Source organism: Streptomyces peucetius (genome assembly GCF_025854275.1).
Lineage (GTDB): Bacteria > Actinomycetota > Actinomycetes > Streptomycetales > Streptomycetaceae > Streptomyces > Streptomyces peucetius_A.
This window is the reverse complement of sequence record NZ_CP107567.1, coordinates 79,800-100,503: the sequence shown is the minus strand read 5'-3', so window position 1 is coordinate 100,503 and position 20,704 is coordinate 79,800. Positions and strand designations below refer to the sequence as shown.

19 protein-coding genes and 3 pseudogenes are annotated in these 20,704 nt (G+C 68.3%); 8 read left to right on the top strand and 14 right to left on the bottom strand.

Annotated features, from left to right (window positions below; translation table 11 throughout):
• Positions 1-330: 330 nt before the first annotated feature.
• Positions 331-828 (bottom strand): winged helix-turn-helix domain-containing protein, encoded by a 498-nt coding sequence (locus tag OGH68_RS00445; protein WP_264241250.1) that lies wholly within the window; start codon positions 826-828, stop codon positions 331-333.
• A gap of 129 nt (positions 829-957) precedes the next feature.
• On the opposite strand from OGH68_RS00445, the gene OGH68_RS00440 reads away from it, so the two are divergent.
• Both OGH68_RS00440 and OGH68_RS36090 read left to right on the top strand, forming a co-directional pair.
• Positions 958-1,647 (top strand): phosphotransferase, encoded by a 690-nt coding sequence (locus tag OGH68_RS00440; RefSeq protein WP_264241249.1) that lies wholly within the window; start codon positions 958-960, stop codon positions 1,645-1,647.
• A gap of 3 nt (positions 1,648-1,650) precedes the next feature.
• A pseudogene (locus OGH68_RS36090) lies at positions 1,651-1,841 on the top strand (IS630 family transposase); the annotation flags it as partial.
• 105 nt (positions 1,842-1,946) lie between these two features.
• Here the strand turns inward: OGH68_RS36090 and OGH68_RS00435 are convergent.
• Positions 1,947-2,726, bottom strand: a complete 780-nt coding sequence (locus OGH68_RS00435; RefSeq protein WP_264241248.1) for a hypothetical protein — start codon at positions 2,724-2,726, stop codon at positions 1,947-1,949.
• A gap of 315 nt (positions 2,727-3,041) precedes the next feature.
• On the opposite strand from OGH68_RS00435, the gene OGH68_RS00430 reads away from it, so the two are divergent.
• Complete coding sequence (locus OGH68_RS00430) at positions 3,042-3,443, top strand: SMI1/KNR4 family protein (RefSeq protein WP_264241247.1); 402 nt, start codon at positions 3,042-3,044, stop codon at positions 3,441-3,443.
• 21 nt (positions 3,444-3,464) lie between these two features.
• On the opposite strand, the pseudogene OGH68_RS00425 reads toward OGH68_RS00430, so the two are convergent.
• Together OGH68_RS00425 and OGH68_RS00420 are read right to left on the bottom strand one after the other, a co-directional pair.
• Positions 3,465-3,677, bottom strand: a pseudogene (locus OGH68_RS00425) (barstar family protein); the annotation flags it as partial.
• A gap of 329 nt (positions 3,678-4,006) precedes the next feature.
• Positions 4,007-4,606, bottom strand: coding sequence for a GOLPH3/VPS74 family protein (locus OGH68_RS00420; protein ID WP_264241246.1), 600 nt, complete (start codon positions 4,604-4,606; stop codon positions 4,007-4,009).
• 90 nt (positions 4,607-4,696) lie between these two features.
• Here OGH68_RS00420 and OGH68_RS00415 point away from each other — a divergent pair.
• Positions 4,697-5,943, top strand: a protein-coding gene (locus OGH68_RS00415) for an IS3 family transposase (RefSeq protein ID WP_264241225.1) whose coding sequence is annotated in 2 segments (ribosomal slippage) — positions 4,697-5,030 and positions 5,030-5,943 — 1,248 coding nt in all. Because the reading frame shifts where the segments join, the coding sequence is not laid out codon by codon here.
• A gap of 510 nt (positions 5,944-6,453) precedes the next feature.
• Positions 6,454-7,047: a hypothetical protein gene (locus OGH68_RS00410; protein ID WP_264241244.1), complete on the top strand. Its 594-nt coding sequence runs from the start codon at positions 6,454-6,456 to the stop codon at positions 7,045-7,047.
• Between the two features lie 32 nt (positions 7,048-7,079).
• Here the strand turns inward: OGH68_RS00410 and OGH68_RS36285 are convergent.
• The 5 genes and pseudogenes from OGH68_RS36285 to OGH68_RS00385 all read right to left on the bottom strand — a co-directional run.
• A pseudogene (locus OGH68_RS36285) lies at positions 7,080-7,237 on the bottom strand (ISL3 family transposase); the annotation flags it as partial.
• Between the two features lie 425 nt (positions 7,238-7,662).
• Entirely contained in the window at positions 7,663-8,337 is a 675-nt protein-coding gene (locus tag OGH68_RS36280; protein WP_413470908.1) for an ISL3 family transposase, read from the bottom strand.
• 145 nt (positions 8,338-8,482) lie between these two features.
• A complete protein-coding gene (locus OGH68_RS00395) occupies positions 8,483-8,893 on the bottom strand; it encodes a RidA family protein (protein ID WP_264241243.1) in 411 nt (136 codons plus the stop codon).
• A gap of 594 nt (positions 8,894-9,487) precedes the next feature.
• On the bottom strand, positions 9,488-10,714 hold the full coding sequence (locus OGH68_RS00390; RefSeq protein ID WP_264241242.1) for an aromatic amino acid transaminase: 1,227 nt from the start codon (positions 10,712-10,714) through the stop codon (positions 9,488-9,490).
• Positions 10,707-11,582, bottom strand: coding sequence for a DMT family transporter (locus OGH68_RS00385; RefSeq protein WP_264241241.1), 876 nt, complete (start codon positions 11,580-11,582; stop codon positions 10,707-10,709). The genes OGH68_RS00390 and OGH68_RS00385 overlap by 8 nt, the downstream gene beginning before the upstream one ends.
• 255 nt (positions 11,583-11,837) lie before the next feature.
• On the opposite strand from OGH68_RS00385, the gene OGH68_RS00380 reads away from it, so the two are divergent.
• Positions 11,838-12,329 carry an Lrp/AsnC family transcriptional regulator gene (locus tag OGH68_RS00380; protein ID WP_264241240.1) on the top strand — a complete coding sequence of 164 codons (492 nt, stop codon included), beginning with the start codon at positions 11,838-11,840 and terminating at the stop codon, positions 12,327-12,329.
• A 340-nt stretch (positions 12,330-12,669) separates the two neighbouring features.
• The gene (locus OGH68_RS00375; RefSeq protein ID WP_264241239.1) at positions 12,670-12,870 is read left to right on the top strand and encodes a hypothetical protein; all 201 of its coding nucleotides are present in this window, start codon (positions 12,670-12,672) and stop codon (positions 12,868-12,870) included.
• 234 nt (positions 12,871-13,104) lie between these two features.
• Here OGH68_RS00375 and OGH68_RS00370 read toward each other — a convergent pair whose 3' ends face one another.
• Together OGH68_RS00370 and OGH68_RS00365 are read right to left on the bottom strand one after the other, a co-directional pair.
• On the bottom strand, positions 13,105-13,767 hold the full coding sequence (locus tag OGH68_RS00370) for a hypothetical protein (RefSeq protein WP_264241238.1): 663 nt from the start codon (positions 13,765-13,767) through the stop codon (positions 13,105-13,107).
• Positions 13,768-13,852: 85 nt separating this feature from the next.
• Positions 13,853-15,916, bottom strand: a complete 2,064-nt coding sequence (locus OGH68_RS00365) for an RICIN domain-containing protein (RefSeq protein WP_264241237.1) — start codon at positions 15,914-15,916, stop codon at positions 13,853-13,855.
• 502 nt (positions 15,917-16,418) lie between these two features.
• On the opposite strand from OGH68_RS00365, the gene OGH68_RS00360 reads away from it, so the two are divergent.
• Entirely contained in the window at positions 16,419-17,510 is a 1,092-nt protein-coding gene (locus OGH68_RS00360) for a hypothetical protein (protein WP_264241236.1), read from the top strand.
• On the opposite strand, the gene OGH68_RS00355 is transcribed toward OGH68_RS00360, so the two are convergent.
• From OGH68_RS00355 to istA, 3 genes are read right to left on the bottom strand one after another with little or no spacing between them, the layout of a single operon-like run.
• A complete protein-coding gene (locus tag OGH68_RS00355) occupies positions 17,440-17,964 on the bottom strand; it encodes a YfbM family protein (RefSeq protein ID WP_264241235.1) in 525 nt (174 codons plus the stop codon). The genes OGH68_RS00360 and OGH68_RS00355 overlap by 71 nt on opposite strands.
• A gap of 34 nt (positions 17,965-17,998) precedes the next feature.
• On the bottom strand, positions 17,999-18,757 hold the full coding sequence (gene istB / locus OGH68_RS00350) for an IS21-like element helper ATPase IstB (protein WP_264241234.1): 759 nt from the start codon (positions 18,755-18,757) through the stop codon (positions 17,999-18,001).
• Positions 18,754-20,352, bottom strand: a complete 1,599-nt coding sequence (gene istA, locus OGH68_RS00345; protein WP_264241233.1) for an IS21 family transposase — start codon at positions 20,350-20,352, stop codon at positions 18,754-18,756. Before istA ends, istB begins: the two co-directional genes overlap by 4 nt.
• Between the last annotated feature and the right edge of the window lie 352 nt (positions 20,353-20,704).

Genomic DNA, 20,704 nt, shown 5'->3' with positions numbered 1-20,704 from the left:
TCAACAAGGCAGCCTGGGCCAGTTGTCCCACGGGTCAGACCCTGGCCCCGGACGGCGCCCCACGAGTCTCACAGTTGTCCCAGACCACCACGATCGGCCCGCCGAGCTGGATGTGCGCGCGCACGAGCAGGTTGCGGTAGTCCTGCCAGGAGAAGCTTTTGCGTGCTCCTTTGAGCAAGAGGTGGGTGCGGGGCCGGTGGATGAGACGGGTCTTCTCACCGGGTTTATAGCAGCACAGCGCGGCGACCGAGGTCCGGCGGCGGGACCTGCCCCTCACTGTGATGACGGGGGTGTGTCCGCGTCGGCCCCAGGTGCGGGCACGGGGCGGCGTCATCGAGAAGCCGGCCTCGTCCTCGAAGACGATCCATGCTCCGTGCTCCGCCGCGAGCCTTTTACCCGGGGCCACACCTCCTTCTTCCACAGCTCGACCGCGTGCTCGTCGCGTTCGAGTGCCCTGCGGGCGGGGGCCTGCCAGGACCATCCGTGCCGTTTCAGCAGCCGCCACACAGTCGCCACCGACAGACTCACCCAGCGCTGGTCTTCGAAACCGTGCGCCGACGGGCCCTTGCCGAGTTCTTCCTCGAGCACGGCGAACTGGGCATCGGTGACGGTCGGGGAGTTCGCCGGACCCGCGGAACGCAGGCCCTCCATGCCGCCCTCGCGCCAGGCACGGTGCCAGCGTTCCACCGACCGCACACTCACCCGCAGGTCCTTCGCGATCACCGCCGTCTTTTCACCGGCCGCGAACCTCTCGCCGGCTTGCAGCCGGATCCCCTCACGAAACGCCCGACGCTCAGCGGTCAGGCCCCCACCCTCCGGATAACGCATACCACCGGCATACCGCAAGGATCATGAACCGTCACCACCCGACGACGACCCGAAAACCTCAGTAGACACTCCCTCAGGCAACGTTCGCCCTGTTGGCGAGGGCTGAGCCGTCAATGCAGACTGAACCGCATGGAGTTGATCGCGCAGGGCCGGGATGCTGATGTGTATGCCCTGGACGAGTCCAGGGTGCTGCGGCGATACCGGCACGGGGGGCCCACCGGTCTGGAGTCACGCTTGATGACGCACCTTGCGGCATGTGGGTATCCGGTGCCGCGGGTGTACGAGATCACCGACACCGACATGGTTCTTGAGCGGCTGGCCGGGCCGACGATGCTGGATGTGCTGGCCCGGCACCCGTGGCGGGTGGGTTCTCTCGGCCGGGAGCTGGGTCGCCTGCACGACCGGCTGCATGCGCTGCCGGCACCGGAGTGGCTGCCCAAGCGGTTCAGCACGGCAGATGGTGACCGGGTGCTGCATCTCGACCTGCACCCAGGCAACGTCATTCTGACCCGGCGGGGCCCGGTAGTGATCGACTGGTGCAATGCGGGCGCTGGTGATCCGGCTGCCGATGTGGCGATGACCATGGTGACTGTGGGCAGTGCGGAGGTGCCGGGACTCGCCGCCCGCCTCGGGCGGGGGTTGTTGCTGCGCGGTATGCGCAGCGGCTGCCGGACCGACCCGGCGGGGCGCATGCAGGAGGCGGTCCGGGTGAAGTTGGCTGACCCGAATCTGACGCCTGGGGAGGCGGCGTGGTTGCGGCGGCATGCCGGCAGCGGCAATGGGCCTGGTGTGGGCTGGACGGATCGGTCAGGCTGCTGATCTGTGGCTGAGCGGGTGCGGGTGCACGAGATCGACGATGACGAGGGCAGACGTCTACTACGGATCATCCGCAGGGTACCGGGTCGGTGGTGACCGCGCGTCGGGCCCAGTTGGTCCTGCTGTCCGCACAAGGGATGCCGGTGGTGAAGATCGCCGAGGTGTCGTTCACCAGCGCGGACCGGGTCCGGGAGATCAGGGCTCGGATGCGAGCGCCCGCCGCCCCACCATGCCGGGCGGGATGGGTACTGCGGTCTGTCATGCTCCGTTGAACCAGCCTGCGCCCGTGACCTGAACGGGCGTCAGCCGAGAGGTTGTCGCACGTCCTCGCGGAGCCGAGCGGTCAGGTCGGCGTAGGGGGCGAGGGCGACCTGTTCGGGCTTCTGCTCGTCGAGCGTGGTGCTGGTGAACAGTGCCACGGCAGTGGTGTTCGGGTCCGCCCACGCACAAGCGACCTGGGTGACCGGCTTGTTCTGTGCCATGTCCCGGACGGCGCAGAGCACGGTCACGTCGTGTCCGGTCGGATGGAAGTCGTTCGGCGGAAGGTAGAAGGTGTCGCCTTCCGACGGCTCTTCCAGTGCTGTGAGGACCTCGGCACGTACCGAGTCGGGTTCTTTGATCTTGCCGTACAGCCCGTTGAGCTGCAGTGCGTTCTCGCCATCCTTTGTGAGGTAGGAGGTGACTGTCATGCCTCTGTCGCGGACCCGGTGGTCGTTGATGCCCCTGCGGATCTGCTGTCCCTCGGTGTCCGAGGCGTCCTGGGCGAGGGCGTAGGAACCCTCGAGCACGGTGCCCGGCGCGCTGAGCTGGTGTGTCGCCTCCGGCCAGTTGCCGTCCGGCAGTTTGACGGGGCCGACGACCTGGACCAGTCCGTAGCCCACGGCTCCGAGAACTACGAGTGATCCGGCGATGATGCCGGCGATGAGTTCGGTTCGCTTCTTTCGCGGCACTGGCTGCGGCGGCACCCACACCCCTGTCATCACCGGATAGGGCGCCTGCGCCGGTATGTACGGGCCGGGCTGCTGCCCGTACGGCGAATGCGGGGGACCCGGTGGATACGGCTGCTGCGGAGGCGTGGACATGATCAGTACGTTACTGCCCGCCCCGTCCTCGCCGAAGGACGTTTGACGGCAACCTGACGCCGCGGCCGGAGATCGTCCTGAGGGGCGCATCCCGCGTCCCTGACGGCGTGACGCTGGGCCCCGTCATGGAGCCGAGGTGGCAACGGTGAAGTCCCGGACGACGGCGGCGCGGAGGCTGGGGTGGTTGCCCGCGGGGGCGGTCACTGCCGGACGCTGTTCGGACGAGCCAAGCTGCCCCTACTCCGCAAACGTGTCCTCCTCACCGCGGCACAAAGCGGCCACCGTCACCTCCTCTGCCCTTGATAGAACTGCCTCATGAGTTCGAACGAGGACCAGATCGCGCAGGTCGAGCACCACTTCGGAGTCCGGTTTCCCCAGGACTACCGGGACTTCCTGGGTACTACAGGGAGTCTGAGTCAGTTCGTTCCTCCCGCTGACGACTTCCTGGTGATCGACGCGCTGGACGAGCTCATCGGCATCAACGACGCCGGTGAATTCCAGAAACGCTTCCCCGGCGCCGTCGTCATCGGCGGAGACGGAAGCCGCGAGCTGCTTGCCTACGACTTCCGCCAGGACACCCCACCTCTGGTGACACTCGACGTCTCCGCGGAAGACTGGTCATCGGCCATCCACCAGGCAGCGTCCCTCTCCGCCCTGCTGGATCAGTTCCCTCAAACCGGGTGGAAATGGGACGACACCGATCCCGTGCCCTCCTGACCGCTGCCCTTACGGAATGGGGTATCCAAGACTCTGACGAGAGGCCTCGTGATCGCGCCACTTGATCACAAAGTCGCCGTCCTCCGGTGTCCCAAAGCCGCCACGGAGACAGTCAGCGAAGGCAACGAGGTTCCGGCCGAAGTAGCCGCCGCAGCCAACGCTCTCGCCAGCAACACGCCAGAAGTCCTCCAGGGTCCTGACCTGGCTGCCGTCCAACACACATCTCACTGTCACAGTCCGCAGACTACGTCCGATCCGGCGAGCCTCAGCGATCTCCGGAAACGCCGGGGTGAGGCCGCGCTGGTTCCGCGATTGCAGCAACACCGAACCGCCGCGCGCAAAGACCAGGATCCGAAAACCGTCGTTCTCCAGACTGGCGGTGTCTCATGGGACACCGTGATCAGACTGTGGGCCGGACGTACACCCAGTTTCCAGGTGGAGGCCGCGCGACCCTGACCGGAACTGGTCCACGGACATGCCGTAGCGCCGCCCGGCGGTCGCGCGGCCGCTCGCCGTCGCCGTCGCCGTCGGACTTGACCGCGCCCCCCGAAGGCGGGCTCGGCTCAGGGGCCGCGCCAGAGGTTGGCGAAGGCCGTGTTCTCGATGGTCCGCCTCTGGCGTACGGCCTCCAGTTCCATCACCGCGTCGTGGACGGCAGCCACCACGGTCGTCACCGCCTCGTCATCGAGGCCGGCATCATCGTCGGAGCGTTCGTCGTCGATGCCCACGACCGAGGCGAGGGCGGCCAGGACGGGTTCCTTCTCTTTCCAGCGGTCGGCTGCACGGCGGCGTGCGGGCGTATCGGCCGGTTCCACGCGTTCCGTGCCGAAGGACAACCGGCCGCTTCGCTGCGGCTTCAGCTCACCGTTCTTCTCCAGTGCGGCCTGGTACGCGGCCGAGAGGTCTCGGCCCCGGCGCCACAGCCAGTCCTCGATCCGCTCGTAGGGCGCCTGTCGAGTGAGCCCTGCCGCGGCCTCGTCCATGAACCGGTCGTCCAACGTCGGCGGTTGACCCGGCACGATGCGGTCGCCGTCCACGGCGACCGCCCCCGCATCGATGAGATCGATGAGCTCGGCTCCCGCGAGTGCGAGGGACAGGTCTCCCTGCCCCACGGAACGCTTCAGGTCAATGGCGATGATGAACAGGTCTTTCGCCGTGGTCATGAACGGCTCCCCTCGCAGACGGCGCCTCCCCCCGGGGAGTGGACACCTTGATCCGGCCTCTGACCTGGGGCCGTGGAGGAGATGTCCCTTATGGTGATGAAGTTCTACTCGCTGGAGTTCAAGGCGGATGCCGTCGCGCTGTACCTGTCTGATCCGGACCTGACCCTGGCCGGGGTCGCGGAGGACCTGGGCGTGAGCCGGGGCACACTGCGGGACTGGGTGCGGGCCGAGCGGTCCCGCCGCAGCGAGCTGGGCACGACCATGAGCACGACGAGGAAGACCAAGGAGCCGGCCACGGTGAGCGAGCCCACCCGCGAAGAACTACAGGCCGAGATAGCGGCCCTGCGCACCGAGCTGAAGCAGGTGCGCAAGCAGAACGCGACGCTCGCAGAGGAACGCGACATCCTGCGCAAGGCCACGAAGTTTTTCGCGACCGAGATGACCTGGTGAACCGCTGCCAGTTCATCGAGGACCACCGGCAGACCCACGAGGTCCAGCGGTTGTGCCGACTCCTTGAGGTGGCCCGCTCCAGCTACTACAAGTGGCGAGACGGGCGTGACGCCCGCGCCGAGCGCGAGCAGGCCGACGAGGATCTGGCCGAGAAGATCCGGGCCATCCACACAGACTCCGACGGGACGTATGGCGCCCCGCGGATCACGGCCGAGCTCCGTGACACCCACGGCATGGTGATCAACGAGAAGAAGGTCGCGCGCGTCATGCGCAAGTTCCGCATCACCGGCGTGCGCCTGCGCAAGCGCGTGCGTACGACCGTGCCGGAACCGTCACAGACGCCGGTACCGGACCTGTTCAAGCGGGACTTCACCGCTCACGCGCCGAACTTGAAGTACATGGGCGACGTGACGTACCTGCCGGTCGGCGACGGCGAGCATCTCTATCTCGCGACGGTCCTGGACTGCTTCTCACGCCGGATCGTGGGCTGGTCGATCGCCGATCACATGCGCACCGACCTGGTCGCCGACGCGCTGACGATGGCTGCCGCCACCCGCGGCAGCCTCGATGGCGCCATCTTCCACAGCGATCACGGAGCGCAATACGGATCACGACAATTCGCTGATCTGTGCGCCGAGTTGGGCGTCATCCAATCCATGGGCGCGGTCGGCACCAGCGCGGACAACGCCGCCTGCGAGTCCTTCCACGCCTCCCTGAAACGCGAGACACTCCAAGGCGCCCGCCGCTTCGGCGGGCCCGGCGCCTGCCGGCGCCGCGTCTTCAAATGGCTGACGCGTTACAACATCAGACGCCGTCACTCGGCGAACGGGCAACTCAGCCCCGTCGCCTACGAGCAGCGATCAGCTACTCTGACACTCGCCGCATAACCACACGAACTGGTGTCCACTTTCCGGGTGGAAGGCCCGACATCGACAAAGGTGCGACCCCACCGAGCGAGCCCGAGTCCGAGGCCGACCCGGCGGCGGAACGACTGTCACGATCAGTATCGCCCCCGCCCACGCGGACGAAGCCCTCTCGCAAGGCGGCGAGAGTTGCTGCCGACGACGTCAGAACGGCGGGTCCTCGCCGTACTGGATCCCCCGAGCCGCTTCGTCCACCTGTCCGCCGAGTGGCTGCGAACGGTCGAAGGGAACAAGGTCATCAGGTGTGTGGCGCCTCCGCACTACCCCTCCCCAGGGAGGCATGAGACATGTTGAAGGGCCTGGGCCTGTATTGGCTCCAGCGGAGGTCGTACCGTCACCTCCCGGGCATATCGCGCCTCACTTCCTGTTTTGGGCTTTTCGTCCAGCCGCGCGTGCGCCCAGTGGCGAGGATGCCCGGTTTCGACTGCGAGGCTGGGAGGGAGTCGCCTCGGCGCGGGCGTGGGGTGGTGGGCGATGGCGAACCCTGGCGAAACAAGGGCGAAGGGCGTGATCTGCGTCACTTCGCTTTCGACTTCTCGCAGGTCGCTCGGGGTTGTGGAGTTCACCCCGCCGCGGATTGCCGGCAGTGGTCTGTACGTCGGTGCGATGTGGCCGTGGCACGACGTGGACCACCTGGCCTTCCACGTGGACGCAGTCCGGGTCGGCTCCGAGCTGTTTCGCACCGAGGACCAGTTCACGCCGCTGGCACTCGAACTCAGTCGCCAGGCGGCTGCGAACGTGACCGCGCTGAGGGAGAAGTTCCCGGCTCTGCCGATTGTCGCCCGATACCTGATATCCAGGCCGGTGCGGCGGGGATTCCTCTGGGACAGCTTCGACTCTGGGATCGCAGCCGCCCTGGTTGGTGACCCGGACACGGCCCGCGATCACTTCGAACGAGTACTTCGCGAGGACGCACTGGCCCCATGGATGGTCGATGCCCAGGAGAAAGCGCGTGAGCTTCACGCGATCGCGGCAGATCGCGACCCCGTGACCGCCTGGGTCACGCGGGCCGTCGACTCATGCCGGAGCAAGCTGGGCCTGGATCCTGTGCCGTTTGGGATCAGCTGAACGGACCCGCTCGTCGAGCGACAGAGCTGCGGTCAGGCAAGGAGGACTCGCTTCCGCAAGAGGCTGAAGCCGGCCCGGCCGTACATCTGGCGCTTGATCATTTGATCCGGTTGACGTGGCCTTCGACGACTCCGGAGTTCCAGGGCAGCGTGAGACCGGCGGTGACGGCGGCGAGGTCCCGTTCGAGCCCGTTGACGAAGTGTGGAGGCTGGGCAGGTCGTCGGTGCGGACCGCCTTGATCCATTGCGGGAGCCGGTCGCCCTGGAGCTGGGTGAGTATCTTCCCGAACGCGCGGACGTGCCCGGTGAGGGAATCCAGTTCGGGGCAGCCGGCGAGGACAGCCTTGAGCTTCAGGTGCTCGCTCTCCGGCAGGGTGTCGGGGTGGGTGAGGATCCATCCGGCGACCGTGCGTGGAGACGGAGGACGGGCCGCCGGTGCGGCCGGGGTTGTGCGAAATGGCTGGAGGTAGGCGCGGACGGCTCCGTAGCCGCCGGTGTAGCCGTGCGTCTTGATCTCTTCCCAGAGGGTCCAGGCGTTCGTGCAGCCCTCGGCCCATCGCTCGTGCAGGTAGGGCTTGAAGTCGTCGAGCTTGGTCTGGCGGTTCTGTCACTGTCCCTAGAACAGGTCTTCCGGCCTGGTGGCGTCGGCCAGCCGTTGGACGGTGCGGTAGGTCATGCCGAGTTGTCGCTGGATTGCGCGTCGGCTGTGGCCAGCGGCCAGCAGCGCGTGGACAGCGGCGTGTTTGGCGCGGGTGCGGTCTGCGAACCGGTGCCCGGTGGGCCATGGCGACCCGCGCTCGGCCGGTGTCGGTGCCTTCTCCGGCACCGACTCGGCGAAGGTCGCGCGGAGGCACGAGCGGTGGCGGGAGACGCACCGCTCGGCCGCTTCGCTGAGGTTGCGCCAGAGGTGGAACCGGTCGGCGACCTGGACCGCGGTGGGTGCCCTGATGCTGGCGCCCTCGGCGAAGAACGGGGCGCGGTCGCGACAGCCGACCTCAATCCCCGGGTGCTGAGTCAGCCAGGCCGCGAGCGGGCCCGCCTCGCGATCTGGCAGCAGGTCCACCGGTCTGCGGGTCTCGACGTCGGCCAGCACGGTCCCGTAGACACGGCCCCTGCGCATCGCGTACTCATCGACGCCGACCACACGCGGGGCCTGTGGCCGGGGCTCCGGGAGAGCGTCGACCAGCCGCAGTACCGTATTCCGGCTGACGCTCGCCCCGCAGACGTCGGCCAGCCGGGCACCGGCTCGACCGGCCAAAGCGAGGCCGACCTCGGCCAATAGCGATCGCATTCGTTCGGTCCGTTGGCTGTACCGCCGGGTCAGGCCGCGACCTGCTCGACGAACGTCCGCCGCCCGCAGGAGACGTCTTCACACGTGAAGGCCGTCCTGGCGGACGCCCAGCTGTCCCTCGTTCGCGGTGTCCTTGGAAAAGGTCTCAAGAATCGAGCACGGCGGCGACGGCCTCGATTTCGACGAGTTGGTCCTTGTAGCCGAGCACGGTGACGCCCATCAACGTGCTGGGAACGTCATGGTCAGCGAACGAGTTCCGGACTACCTGCCAGGCGGCCACCAGGTCCTCTCGCCGGGTCGATGCGACGAGAACCCGTGTGCTGATGACGTCCTGGAGTGACGCGCCTGATGCAGCAAGAGCGGCCTGCATGTTCTCGATGGCTTTGGCTGCCTGACCCGCGTAGTCCCCGATCGCTGCTGTGGAGCCGTCATCGTTCAGCGGACATGCCCCAGCGAGGAAGATCAGGCGTGACTCGGCGGGCGCCGTGGCCGCGTAGGCGTACTCGGCGACGTCGGACAGGGAGGCGGAGCGGATCAAAGTGATGGCACGAGCCACGGTCGTGGGGTCCTTTCCCATCGGATGTTGAGCGCGGACATCCTGCCAACGGCCAGTTGGCTTCCGCCTTCCCTTTTCTCGCCGCCCCACGGGGACGCTGTCATTTCTGCTCGACATTCACGAACCGCGTGATCACCAACTGACTCCGGAACCAGTCGACAAACGCTGTTCCCGGACATCAACGAAGCCACTCATGCGGACTACAGCGGGAGCCGGTGATCCCAGCCGCGCACCGCCCGCTCCTCCCGCTGAAGGGTCGTGGGCCCGTGCAACGCCGGCCGGATAGCATCCCGCGGCATGCCATGACTTTCCCGGCTCGACGCGGAGCCCCGAAGGCAGCGGCGTCATCGGCGGTGACCAGCCCTGGAGCGTGCCGGTCTGGGGTCCGGGCTCAAAGCCCCCGTGCACGCGGTCGTCGCATCCACCGGCGGGTCTCTCGCCATCCGTCGGGCACGTCACGTCAGGGCGGTACGCACCGTCGACCGCTGCAACCGTGCTCGTACGGGCAGGGGCGTGGCATCCTCGCCCCTGCCCTGCCAGATTCGTGCCCGCGTCCTGCGGGCCCGTTCGGCCACCCCTCGGGGAGCCGCTCCGTCAATGCGGCGCCGGCGCGGCCGACACCGCCCGAGCCGTTGCCGCGGTGCCGCACACCGCGGCGACGCTCTGCGCCAGGTACGGGATCCGGTGCGCCGGAATCCCCGCGATGTTGATGCGGCCCGAAGCCGTGCCGTAGACGGCGAATTGCCTGCGCAGGCGGCGCATCCCGTCCGGCCCCAGCGGCAGCATCGAGAACATGCCCTTCTGCCGCGCGAGCGACTCCGCCAGGGCTGCGCATCCCAGCGCTTCAAGGTTGCCCACCACATCCGACCGGTTGGCCGTGATCCGGCCGAGCATGGCGTCGAGCTCGGTCCGCCAAGAGGTCCGCAGCGCCTCGTCCTCGAGGATGGTGGTGACGATGGCGGCACCGTGCTCCGGCGGCATGGAGTACAGGGTCCGCGCCGCGTTCTGCAGTGCCGTCTCGACGTGGCGCAGTGCCTGCCCGCTCCGTCCGAGGATGATCGCGCAGCCGGTGCGTTCGCTGTACAGGCCGAAGTTCTTGGAGCAGCTGACCGCGATCAGCATCTCCGGAAGCCGGTCGGCCAGCATCCGGGTGGCCCGCAGGTCGGCCTCGAACCCGTCGCCGAGTCCGTGGTACGCCAGGTCGACGAAGGGCACCCAGCCCTTCCTCGCAGCGAGTTCGGCGAGCGCCTCCCAGGCCGCGAAGGAGGGGTCGACCCCGGTGGGGTTGTGGCAGCACCCCTGGAGGAGGACCACGTCGTGGCGTCCGGCGGCGCGCAGGTCGTCGAGAAGACCCGCCTCGTCCGGAAGCCCTTCGGCGTCACGCGTCCGGTAGGACCTCACGTTCAGGCCGGCGGCCTCGAGGATCGGCCGGTGGTTGACATAGGCAGGGTCGCTGATCCACACCGTCGCACCCCGGCGGGTCTGGCGCACCAGGTCGGCGAGCAGCCGCAGGGCACCGGTGCCCGCCACGGTCTGGACGGCCGCGGCCCGTGCGGTCCGGGCCTCGGTCCCCAGCACCGTCGACAGCATGGCGCGGTTGAAGGCGGTGTTACCGGAGAGGCCGCGGTACTCCTTGGAGGCGGAACGCTCCGCCAGGCGTGTCTCGGCCTCCCTGACCGCCGACATGACAGGCGTGGCGCCTGTGTGGTCCCGGTACACACCGAGGACGAGGTTCAGCCGTTCCGGCCGCGGGTCGGCCGCGAACTCGGCGGCGAGATCCCACAGCGGGTCGGCGGGCGGGGGAGCGAGCAGTTCAAGCATCCGAGGAAACCTTGTGTCGAGAGCGGCGATTGGCGAGCACGACGCCGACGGTGATGAGGGGGACACCGACCACCACCGGCAGGGTCGGCGACTCGCCCAGGAGGGGGACGGCGAGCAGAACCACGACGACTGGACTGAGGCTGCCGACGACCGAACTCCGCTCCGGCCCGAGCCGTCGGATCGCGAAGGCGTACAGCAGTCCTGCGCACAGGCCGACGCCCAGCCCCTGGACGACGAGGAACGTCAGGACGTCACCTCCGGCCGCCCGGGCGAGGTTGGTTGGCAGTACACCGGTCAGGACGAGCAACGCGATGACGGCGAACGACGGAATGCACAGCAGCCCGATGGAGCCGACGGGATCGAGGTCCACCTCCCGCAGCCCCACCGTGTACAGGGCCCACAGTCCGCTGGCGACGAGCAGGGTGCCCGAGCCGAGCAGGACGTCCCGGTCCAGAGCGACGGTGTGACGACAGACCAGTGCGACGACTCCGACGACGATCATCACCAGCCCGGCAGTCCTCGTTCCCCGCGGGGCACGACCCCCGCCGGCAACGAGGACGACGGAGACGAACAACGGGACCATCCCCGGGACGATCGCGCCGACGAATGCCGCGGACGTCAGCGAGCCGCCGAACATCGCCGCGAGGAAGAACGGCACCCCCGCACCACAGATGATCTTGGCGGCGGGGCCCGGCCGCACCGCGGTCAGCAGCCGCCGACGCCGCCACAGGGCAGGCGCCAGCACCACGACGGGCACGCCGAACCGCAGCAGAGCCGCGTCAGCGGGCAGCAGCGTGGAGGCGCTGAGGGCGCGGGCGCTCAAGGCGAACCCGGCCCAGATCATCACGGTCAGCAGAAGCGCCGACATGCCCAGCGCCTGAGGCGAGAGCTTTCCGCTGTGAGGGGCACGGAGCGCGGGTGACGTGCTCCCCGCCCCGGGTGGCGTAGCCGCCACGGCCGTGTGCGTCGCGACCACCAAAGAATCCTTCCGCCCGTGAACCGATCGGCCGGAACTCATGTCGCCCCTGACCTGAGAGCAACGTTAGATCAGTTGCAAGGGCAGCCGATTGCCAGTTGTGCTCCTCACCCCTAGGTTTGAGGCATAATCTGCCAAGGAGTGCCCATGGATGCAGTCGATCTCCAGATCATTCACGAGTTGCAGGCGGACGGCCGCCTCTCCAACCAGGACCTCGCCGACCGGGTCCGGCTGTCCCCGTCGCCCTGCCTGCGCCGGGTCCGACGCCTCGAGGATGCCGGGCTGATCAGCGGCTACACGGCCATGGTGGACCAGGTCGCCTTCGGTCTTCCGATCACTGTCTTCGTACGGGTCCGGCTGGAACGCCACACCGCCGAGGCCGTCAACGCGTTCGAAGAACACATCGGATTCATCGAGCACATCCAGGACTGCTACCTGATGGCGGGCAGCAGCGACTACCTGCTCAGGGTCGTCATCGAGAGTCTTGAGGCGTACGAGGTCCTGGTGCGCACCCGGATCCACGCCATTCCCGGCATCGCGTCGATCGAGTCCAGCTTCGCGTTCGGAAGCGTCAAGCAGTCCAGGGTGTACCCCCGCCCCGGCAGCCCGTCCCGCCCGGGTGCCGGCACCACCCGGTAGTAGTTCCGGCGAACCGGCCGCGGGCGGTACCCCAAGACGGAAGCGTTCCGGCGAGGGGTGGCACCTGTTGATCAAGCCGTCAGCCGGGGGTGGAACAGGCCTCGCGCCAGAGCGTCGTGAGCGGAGCAGGGGGGCGGATCGGTCAAGGCGCGGCGGGCGTACTCACACGGCGCCCAGCACCCCGCATGTGGCGCGGCCCGCGGGGGCGGCCCCCGTGGGCCACCTCTGGGGTTGCTCAAATAGGCAGTAACACGGTGGCCTGCGGGGGACGCTGACCGCATGAACCAGGACATGAGTCCGCGGTTGTCCGCGGACCTCGGGCCGAGGCGAGGTGGCACCAGTGGAGATGTGGTTGGTGATCGGTGGTTTCGCGGCGGTCGTCGTGCTTTACGGAGCGGTCCAGTGGGCCATCGACGTGCGGCGTGAGCGTGACCACGGCAGTTACAGCCACTGGAAGAATCCCGTCGACCCCGCCGACAACGCCGGTGGCGCATCTGGTCAGCAGGCCTCCATTGGCGGTGGCGGTGGAGGGGAGGCGTGATGAGCCGGAGAGCCGGGAGCTTTCGAGCACGCGTTGGGCCATGGCAAGCGGGAAGTCGCCGACCTGCCAAGCAGCCTTCACCCCCGCATCGTTCCAGATGCGAGCGTGACATTTGACGACAACTCCTCGGAAATCCAGGCCGGCGTGGGCGGCTGAGCCGCCCACGCCGTACCCGAACAGGGGAGACGAGGCATCCTCCTGCACCCGCCCCCGCTCCCCGCCGGACCCCTCAGGTCAGCGGGCGCCCCGCGCCCCGGTGCGGCGGATGCGCCAGACGACACCGGCGCCGACCGCACACGCCAACAGGACTCCCCCTGCCAGCAGGAGGGTGCCGGATCCCCCCGTACCGGAACGGGCCGCTGTCTCCCTGGCGGCAGCCGCGGTGGTCGGCCCCTTGCCGTCGCGTCCCGCAGACTCGGGGGGCGTGGCGGACTCGGGCTGTGCCGGACCTTCTCCGGCCGTGGGCCGTACCGTGCTTGGTCCGGCCGTGGGCGAGGCAGGGGTCCCGGGAGAGACCGTGATCTCCTCCTCGTCACGGCCGAGCCCCGGATGGCCCGCCTCCACGGTGACCCTCCAGCGCCCCGGGGGCAGCGCTTCCGCGGTGGTGTAGCCGGTCGCCGAGTCGGGGTCGCGGGCAAGCTTCCACGGGCCGAGAGCCCTGCTTCCGTCGGCGCTGAAAGCGTTCACCGTGGCAGCGACCCGCTCGTCGACCGGGTCGTTGTCGTTCTCCCAGGTGACGGTCGTTCGCACGCGACCGAAGTCGTGTCCGGTGATCTCCACCTTCAAGGTGTCACCGTGGGCCAGGGCGCCGGTGGCGGTGGTCAGGGACAGGGCCGCGCCCGCCAACGCGGTGGCGACGGCCGGGACGAGGGCTCGGCGCATGACGATGTCCTCCATGAATGGAATGTGGGGGTGGAATGGGGACGGCCGGCGGGCCACCGGCCCGCCGGCCGTCTTGGGAACTGATGCGGGGTCCTCGGGCTCAGGCGGCCTTCTGGACCGTCCACACCTGGGCCGGCGCGCCTGCCGCGTGCTGCAGCTCGATCAGCCACGACCCGTAGTACGGGCGGTTGCTGACGCCGAGGACGTATCGGCTGTCACCGGCCGTCACCGTCACCCCGTTGCCGCTGCGGGCGATCCTCCACCGTTGGGCAGCGGTGTCTGCGCAGGGCTGCTGCACCACATACATGCCGGCGGAGGCGGCGCCGCCGACCTGGAGGCACTTGCCGGAGACGGCGGAACGGATACGGGTGTAGCCGTTGCCCGCGTTGTCGAAGTACCACTGCTGCTGGGCGTATCCGTTGCGCTGCGAGCCGACGAGGACAGTGCCGTCGCCGCTCCTGCCGCCCCAGATCTCGGCGGCGTTCCCGGTGGCGCCGTTGGTGAGCAGATGGCGCGTGTTGGGCGTGGGAGTCGTACCACCGCCGTCACCACCGCCTGAGGTGCGGAATGAGGCCGCCTTGCCCCGGCCGCTGTCGCGGCCCGAGGAGTCACGCACCGAGACGGAGACGGTGTAGTCGGTTCCCGGCTTCAGGTTGTAGATACGGGCGCTGGTTGCCTGTACCCAGCCGATGGCCTGGTCGTTCAGGAAGATCTGGTACCAGGCCGCGCCTCTGACCGCGCTCCAGCCGGCGACTGCGGAGTCCGGGCCGATCTGCCCGACGGTGACGGCGGGCCCGCTGCCGGAGCCGTTCGTCGGGGTGGGCTTGGGCGTCGGGGTCGTCGGCGTGGGACCGGGGTTCGGCTCGGGCCCGGTGTTGCCCTTGATCAGGAACTGGTTGTCCGCGACGTTCCAGTGCGTGTCGAGATAGCTGCCCTTCCTGGGGTTGGTGTGGAAGTAGTCGTCGTGGTTGCAGTCCAGACGGTTCTCGTACTCCTGGCCCTGGCAGACGTAGCGCATCCTCGGGTAGTACGGGGTGTCCGAGTAGCACATGACGTCGTACTCGTCCGTGCAGTGCGCACCCCGGCTGGTGTTGGGTGCGCTGTTGTTCACCGCGCCGAGGTTGTGGCCCAGTTCGTGCGCCGCGGTGTGTCCGCCCCAGCAGCCGGTGTCTGTACGGCCGTAGGACGGGCCGAAGTTGCTGAGGTTGTTCTGACCGGGACGCTCGTCCCCGGCGAAGGTGCCGATGCCGCAGTAGACCTGCGTGTCCGCGAAGATCATGTACTTGCGGTCACGGCGATCGAGGCCCTTGGCCGCGAGCGCCCTGTTCGTGGCGCTGAACTCGGACAGCGCGGAGGCCGGGAGCTCGATGTTGAGCACGGTGGGTGTACAGTCGGCGGCCGTCACGTAGCGGATGTTCCGCACACCGCCGGTGTCCTTGGCGCTCTCCGAGTAGATGAGGTCGGCGTCGGCGGCCCACTTGCGGAACGACGGGAAGTACTGCGCGTACCGGTCTCGTCCGGGGGCGTGCACGTACACCACCTGGACACGGTTGCCGCTGTTGCCGTCGCCTTCGCAGCGCACGGTCTGCCCGGCGGGCCCGTTCGCCGCGGGGGCCTGCGAGGCGGAACCCCCGGCAGCGGGAGGGTTGCTCGCCTTTCCGGCCGCGGCGTCGAGCGCGGGCGCGCCGGTGCGCGGAAGCTCTCCCTCGGACGGCTTGGCGCTCTCCGCCGTGGTCGGATCCTCGGCGGGTGCGGCGGCCTTCACCGCGGGAGGGGTGTCCTTCTTGACGTCAACGCCCTTCGGAGGGGCGTCAGGGCCATGAGTGCAGTGACCGGCGGCCGTGCGGTACACCCCCGCGCACGGATCCCCCTCGTGCGCGGGCTTCAGCCCGTCGTAGATGAGGCCCCGCTTGGGCTCGCTCTTGGGGAGTTCCTTGAGCGGCTCGGGGTCCTTGTCGCGAGCCGGCTCCTTGGCCGGCTCCGGGGTTGCTGCGAGCGCCTCCTGCTGGGCGAGCGGCAGCGGTCGGGGTGCGTCCGACCCCTGCTGGGTCGCCTGGTGAGCCACTCCGGCCACGACCGCCATGACGGCGACCGCGGCCGTGCCGAGTATGAGTCGGCGGGACGTGCGACGCGGAGGCTTCTTGAGTCTTCTGCGTCCGGACAAACTACACCTCTTCCTTGGTCAGGGGATGGGTGCGCGAAAGCTTGCCAGACCAAATGAGCGGAAATTTCAGACAAATGGGATCGTCGTTTCCGAAGTTGTTTCCGTTATCAGTGCTCTGGAATTGATGATCAGTCAACTGGCCCTGTATTCAAGGGAGTTACACGCGTTGAGTCGCTGCGGTCTAGTCCCATTTAAGGATGTCGTGATCTGATCGCAATGTGGCAGCATCTCAATTTGACCGGTCGTCAACTCGACTTCTCACGCGGCGAATTGGCGTGATCACAAACAGTGTGGCCTCCTTCCGGTCGAGGGACCGGAGTCCTTGCCCGAACTCGAGGGGCAGGGACCGGTGTTGAGTAGCCCGCGCTCGCGGCGGTCGCTGTCCGTACGCCCCTTCCAGCGCAGTCCGCCCGGCCCCGCCGGTCCCAGCCCGTGCCGATGGCGTCGCAGGCCCGCCCGGGAACAGCTCCTGCTGTCAGTGCCGCCTGGAATGGTTCTGATTATGTTCGACGGACTTCATGACATCGACTGGGCTTCGATGGAGCACGCATACGGCTCGGCCGAGGAGGTACCGGCGCTGCTGTGGGCGCTGCGCTCCCCGGACACGGAGGAACGCCGAAAGGCGCTCGACCGCTTCTACGGTGCGATCCACCACCAGGGCAGCGTGTACCCGCCCACGGCAGCCAGCCTGCCCTTCCTGTTCGAGCTGGCCGCCGACGGTGCCACGCCCGACCGGCCGGCCGTCGTCGCGCTGCTGGTCAGCATCGGCCGGGAGTCCCTGGAGCGGGGCTTCGAGGACGACGGCACCGAGATCGAGTACTACCCACCGACGGGCTGCGCGCAGGCCGTCGGCCTTCTGTGCGAGCTGGGTGGGGAGTTCGCCGAACTCGCCCGCGACAACGACCCGGACGTGCGCCTGGCCGCGATCGGCGGGCTCGGGCTCTTCCTCGACGACGCCGACCGGGCCGCCGCGGTGCTGCGCGAGCGGCTGGCCGCCGAGCGCGGCATCGCGGCGCGGCTGCGGATCGTTCAGGCGGCGGCCACCCTGGCACTGCGCCTGACGGCGGCCTGGCACCAGGTGACGAACTGGCTCGCCGGGCTCGCCGCCGACCCGGCCCAGGGCCCGGCGACCCGGCTTGCGGCCCTGGTCCAGCGGGCCCGCTGCGCCCCGGACGCGCTCGGCGAGGACGTCGTGCCGGCCGCCGTCGGCCTGCTGCGCGAGATGGCCTGCGCCCTGCCCGTGCGGCCGATCGCGCCGGCCCCGAGCCGCCCGGCGGCCACGGACACAGTGGCGCCCCAGATCGTCGCCGCCTTCGAGGATCTCGACCGGCACACGCGTGTGTACGCGCCGACCACGGCCCTGCTGCGTACGTTCCACGAAGCCCTGGGGGCCCGGGTGCCCGAGCGCACCGCGCTGCTGGCCGAGCAGCTGAGCAGCCGTGTGGACGCTCACGTAATTCCTCAGGCGGAAGTTCACGCAATTCCCCAGCTGCTGACGCGAGCCGACGGTGACGCGGTCCGTGTCAGTCCCACCAGAGCACGACGAGAAGCTGCCGTTGGGATGCAACACGATAGAACTCGCGCAGGGCGTTGAAGTGCCCCAACACGTACTTCTTCGGGCCACCGACGATCTTGTCTGCGCCGTTGCCGATCAAGGAGGCGGCCTCTGCTTCGTCTGTCGGCAGGGCGGCCAGGAGGGCCGGAAAATCGATCTGCCCGAGCAGTTCCGCAACACGAGCCACCTGACCTGCAGAGAGGGCCGTGGGTGCCGGCCCAAAGGGGCCGATTGCATGCGGAGGGGTGTTGAGGAAGGCGAGGTCGATGGCAGTGTCGCCGTCGAAAGCCTGCCGGAGAGCACTCCGATGGACGTCATCGAGACCTCCCAGCTCACAAACCCGTTCAAGCAGGAACGGCGCCCAATCCAGGTCCAGGACATTCGCCGACGGCGGATCCCAGAGAGGATCTCCATCCGTCGATACGTCGGCTGACTGGCGGCAGGAGGCGAGATACTCCGCCGGGATGCGGGCGAGTTGCTGAGTGACGGCCATGACGGCAGTATCCCGACGACGTCCACCGGTTTCCCTATTTGGTCTTGTCGGTGGGATTCCTGGGCCGCTTGTTCGGGCGGTAACTGGGCCCGTTCATGATCACCTGGTGGCTGGTGTTGATGAGGCGGTCCAGGAGGGACTCGGCCACGACGGGGTTGGGAAAGAGGGGATACCAGTCGCTGGGCGCCCGGTTGCTGGTGATGATCAGCGAGCGTCCCTGCCGCTCGGAGACGAGCTCGTAAAGGTCATCCGCCTGGGCCGCGGACAGCTGTCGCATGGCAAAGTCGTCGAGGACGAGGACGTCGGGTCGGACGAGTTCGCGGATCCGTTTGTCCCAGGTGCGGTCCGCGTGGCCGCCGGCGAGGTCGGCGAGGATGCGGCTGGTCTTGGCGAAGCGGACGTGGGCGCCCTGGCGGACGGCGAGGTGGCCCAGGGCCTGGGCGATGTGGGTCTTTCCGACGCCGACCGGACCGAAGAGGATGACCGACTCGCCGGCATGCAGCCAGCGCAGGGCTCCGAGGTCGCGGATCTGGGCGGCGGGCAGTTTCGAGGAGGCCGTGAAATCGAACTCCTCCAGGGTGACCTGCTGCTCGAACTTTGCTCGTTGCAGGCGGCGTTGGAAGGCGACGGTCTCGCGGCGGGTGATCTCGTCCTGGCAGAGGACCTGGAGGAAGTCGAGGTGGCCGAGCTCACCGCCGTGGGCCTGGGCGAGGCGGGCGTCGAGGGTTTCCAGCATGCCGGACAGTCGCAGGGCCTTGAGAGACTCCCGCAGGGCGGCGTCCATCACGGTCATCGGGCTTCCACCTCGGCTTCGTCGTGGACCTGGTCGTCGTGGTCGTCATCCGTCGTGTCGGGGGTCGCGACGGTGGCGAAAAGCCGGGCGGGACCGTGGAGGAAGGCCGCAGCCCCCGCGTCTCCGCTGGACTCGGGCTCAGGATCGGTCTCGGTGCCGGCAATGAGGATGCCCTTGATGGTCCGGTAGGACGGGTCGCCGACCGCGATGGCCCTCGCGCAGGCGGCCTCCAGCCGCATGTCGCCGTACTTCTTCCGCAGCCCGAGGACCCCCTGGGCAGCGCGGAGCCGATAGAGGACATTGACCTCCAACAGCTGGTCGACCACCTCGCGGCAGGCATCGCCGACCTCGGATGCCTGGCTGCGGCACCAGACTGGCGTCCGCATCTGGAAGGCGATCTTCTCCGGCGGATAGTCGCTCTTGTCCGTGCGTTTCCCCTGGTCAAGGGCGGTGTGAGTCTTGACGAGCTGGCCGTCGTGGAAGACCTGGACCATCGTGGCGGTCGAGCGGACATCGACCCGGCGGCCGATCAGCTTCCACGGAACCGAGTAGAGGGTCCGGGCGACCTTGATGTGGATGTCCGGTCCGACCGTGGCCGTCGACCAGCGGGCCAGCACGAACGGAGTCGGCGGCAAAGGCAGCAGCTCGGATGCCTCCAGCGCGTCGAACACGGTCATCGGGGCAGCTCCGCTCAGCGGCCGGCACTTCCGCCGCCCGGCGACCTGTTGGCTCCAGGTCACGGCTTCGACCTGCATGTGCTCGATCGAGGTGAACTCGCGGCCTCGCCAGAACGAGTCGCGGACATAGGGCATCGGCCGTTCGACCCGCGGCTTGTCCTTCGGCTTCGCCGCCCGGGCCGGATCGACCAACGCGCCGTAGTGAGTGGCCAGTTCCGCATAGGCTTTGTTGATCTTCGGGTCGTAGAGGTCGGGCTTGTCGACCCCGGTCTTCAGGTTGTCCGGGACGAGCCGGCGCGGGACGCCGCCGAAGTAGCGGAAGGCCGCGACGTGCGCTTCCGTCCACGCATGCTGGTCCAGATGCAGCACCGGCCGGACGAACATGTGCCGCGAACACGGCAGGACCATGACGAACGCCCAGACCCGGTGGCGTTTGCCGGACCGCGGATCGATCCACTGTCCGAGGAAGCCGTAGTCGATCTGGGCCTCCGATCCGGGCTCGATCTCGTCGCGCAACACGGTGACCTGCGACTTTGCCACCTCGTCCGGCAGCGTCGCATGCATCCACCGGCGGAACGAGGAGATCGACACCTGAAGCTTGTGCTCGTCACGAAGCCGCTGGTGGATCGTCGAGACGGTGACCGTCCCGAGCAGGCTCTGGATGTAGTCGCGGTGCTGGTCGATCTCCGGCCAGGTCACCTGCCTGAGCCTTCTGTCGATGAGTCCGGGGAACCACTCCTTGATGAGCTTCGACCAGTCGGCCTCGCTCATTGGCGGCCCGCCGGGGCTGATCCCGGCCGCTTCCGCTGGGGCCAGGTACTTCCTGACCGTCTTGCGGTCCACCCCCAGTGACGCGGCCAGCTCGCTCTTCGAGCGGCCTGCGTACCAGTGGACGTAGATCTCGGTGATGTCGACCACGACGAACGTTCTCCTCGCCATCCGGGCTGCCCATCGGCCATCCGAACCAAGGGACGAGGAACGTGAGCAGCTCCGCGACGACCAGGTCCCTCGATCCCGACCTCCGCGCTACCCATGGCCAATTAGGAGAATTCCGGATGGGGAATTACATGACGCTCAAACCGCCCAACCTGGGGAAAAACTTGATCGTCGACACGAGACAGGTGAGCTGATGGGAGTTCCTCTCCAGCCCCTGGGGAGGGGCGAGTGTGGATCTTGCCTTTGTGCAGTCCGGGCTGCTGGGGAAGTACCTGGATTCTGATGTGATCTCCGCTGCGAGGGTGACCGCCTTGCTGGAACGGCGGGGCGTCCT

Excerpts from the sequence above, each read along its gene's own strand:
- OGH68_RS00360 (WP_264241236.1), top strand. The coding sequence starts at position 16,419 with ATGTTCGACGGACTTCATGACATCGACTGGGCTTCGATGGAGCACGCA.
- OGH68_RS00385 (WP_264241241.1), bottom strand. The coding sequence starts at position 11,582 with ATGTCGGCGCTTCTGCTGACCGTGATGATCTGGGCCGGGTTCGCCTTG.
- OGH68_RS00435 (WP_264241248.1), bottom strand. The coding sequence starts at position 2,726 with ATGTCCACGCCTCCGCAGCAGCCGTATCCACCGGGTCCCCCGCATTCG.
- OGH68_RS00380 (WP_264241240.1), top strand. The coding sequence starts at position 11,838 with ATGGATGCAGTCGATCTCCAGATCATTCACGAGTTGCAGGCGGACGGC.
- istB (WP_264241234.1), bottom strand. The coding sequence starts at position 18,757 with ATGACCGTGATGGACGCCGCCCTGCGGGAGTCTCTCAAGGCCCTGCGA.
- OGH68_RS00390 (WP_264241242.1), bottom strand. The coding sequence starts at position 10,714 with ATGCTTGAACTGCTCGCTCCCCCGCCCGCCGACCCGCTGTGGGATCTC.
- OGH68_RS00370 (WP_264241238.1), bottom strand. The coding sequence starts at position 13,767 with ATGGAGGACATCGTCATGCGCCGAGCCCTCGTCCCGGCCGTCGCCACC.
- OGH68_RS00410 (WP_264241244.1), top strand. The coding sequence starts at position 6,454 with ATGGCGAACCCTGGCGAAACAAGGGCGAAGGGCGTGATCTGCGTCACT.
- OGH68_RS00430 (WP_264241247.1), top strand. The coding sequence starts at position 3,042 with ATGAGTTCGAACGAGGACCAGATCGCGCAGGTCGAGCACCACTTCGGA.
- OGH68_RS00355 (WP_264241235.1), bottom strand. The coding sequence starts at position 17,964 with ATGGCCGTCACTCAGCAACTCGCCCGCATCCCGGCGGAGTATCTCGCC.
- OGH68_RS00445 (WP_264241250.1), bottom strand. The coding sequence starts at position 828 with ATGCGTTATCCGGAGGGTGGGGGCCTGACCGCTGAGCGTCGGGCGTTT.
- OGH68_RS36280 (WP_413470908.1), bottom strand. The coding sequence starts at position 8,337 with ATGCGATCGCTATTGGCCGAGGTCGGCCTCGCTTTGGCCGGTCGAGCC.
- OGH68_RS00440 (WP_264241249.1), top strand. The coding sequence starts at position 958 with ATGGAGTTGATCGCGCAGGGCCGGGATGCTGATGTGTATGCCCTGGAC.
- OGH68_RS00420 (WP_264241246.1), bottom strand. The coding sequence starts at position 4,606 with ATGACCACGGCGAAAGACCTGTTCATCATCGCCATTGACCTGAAGCGT.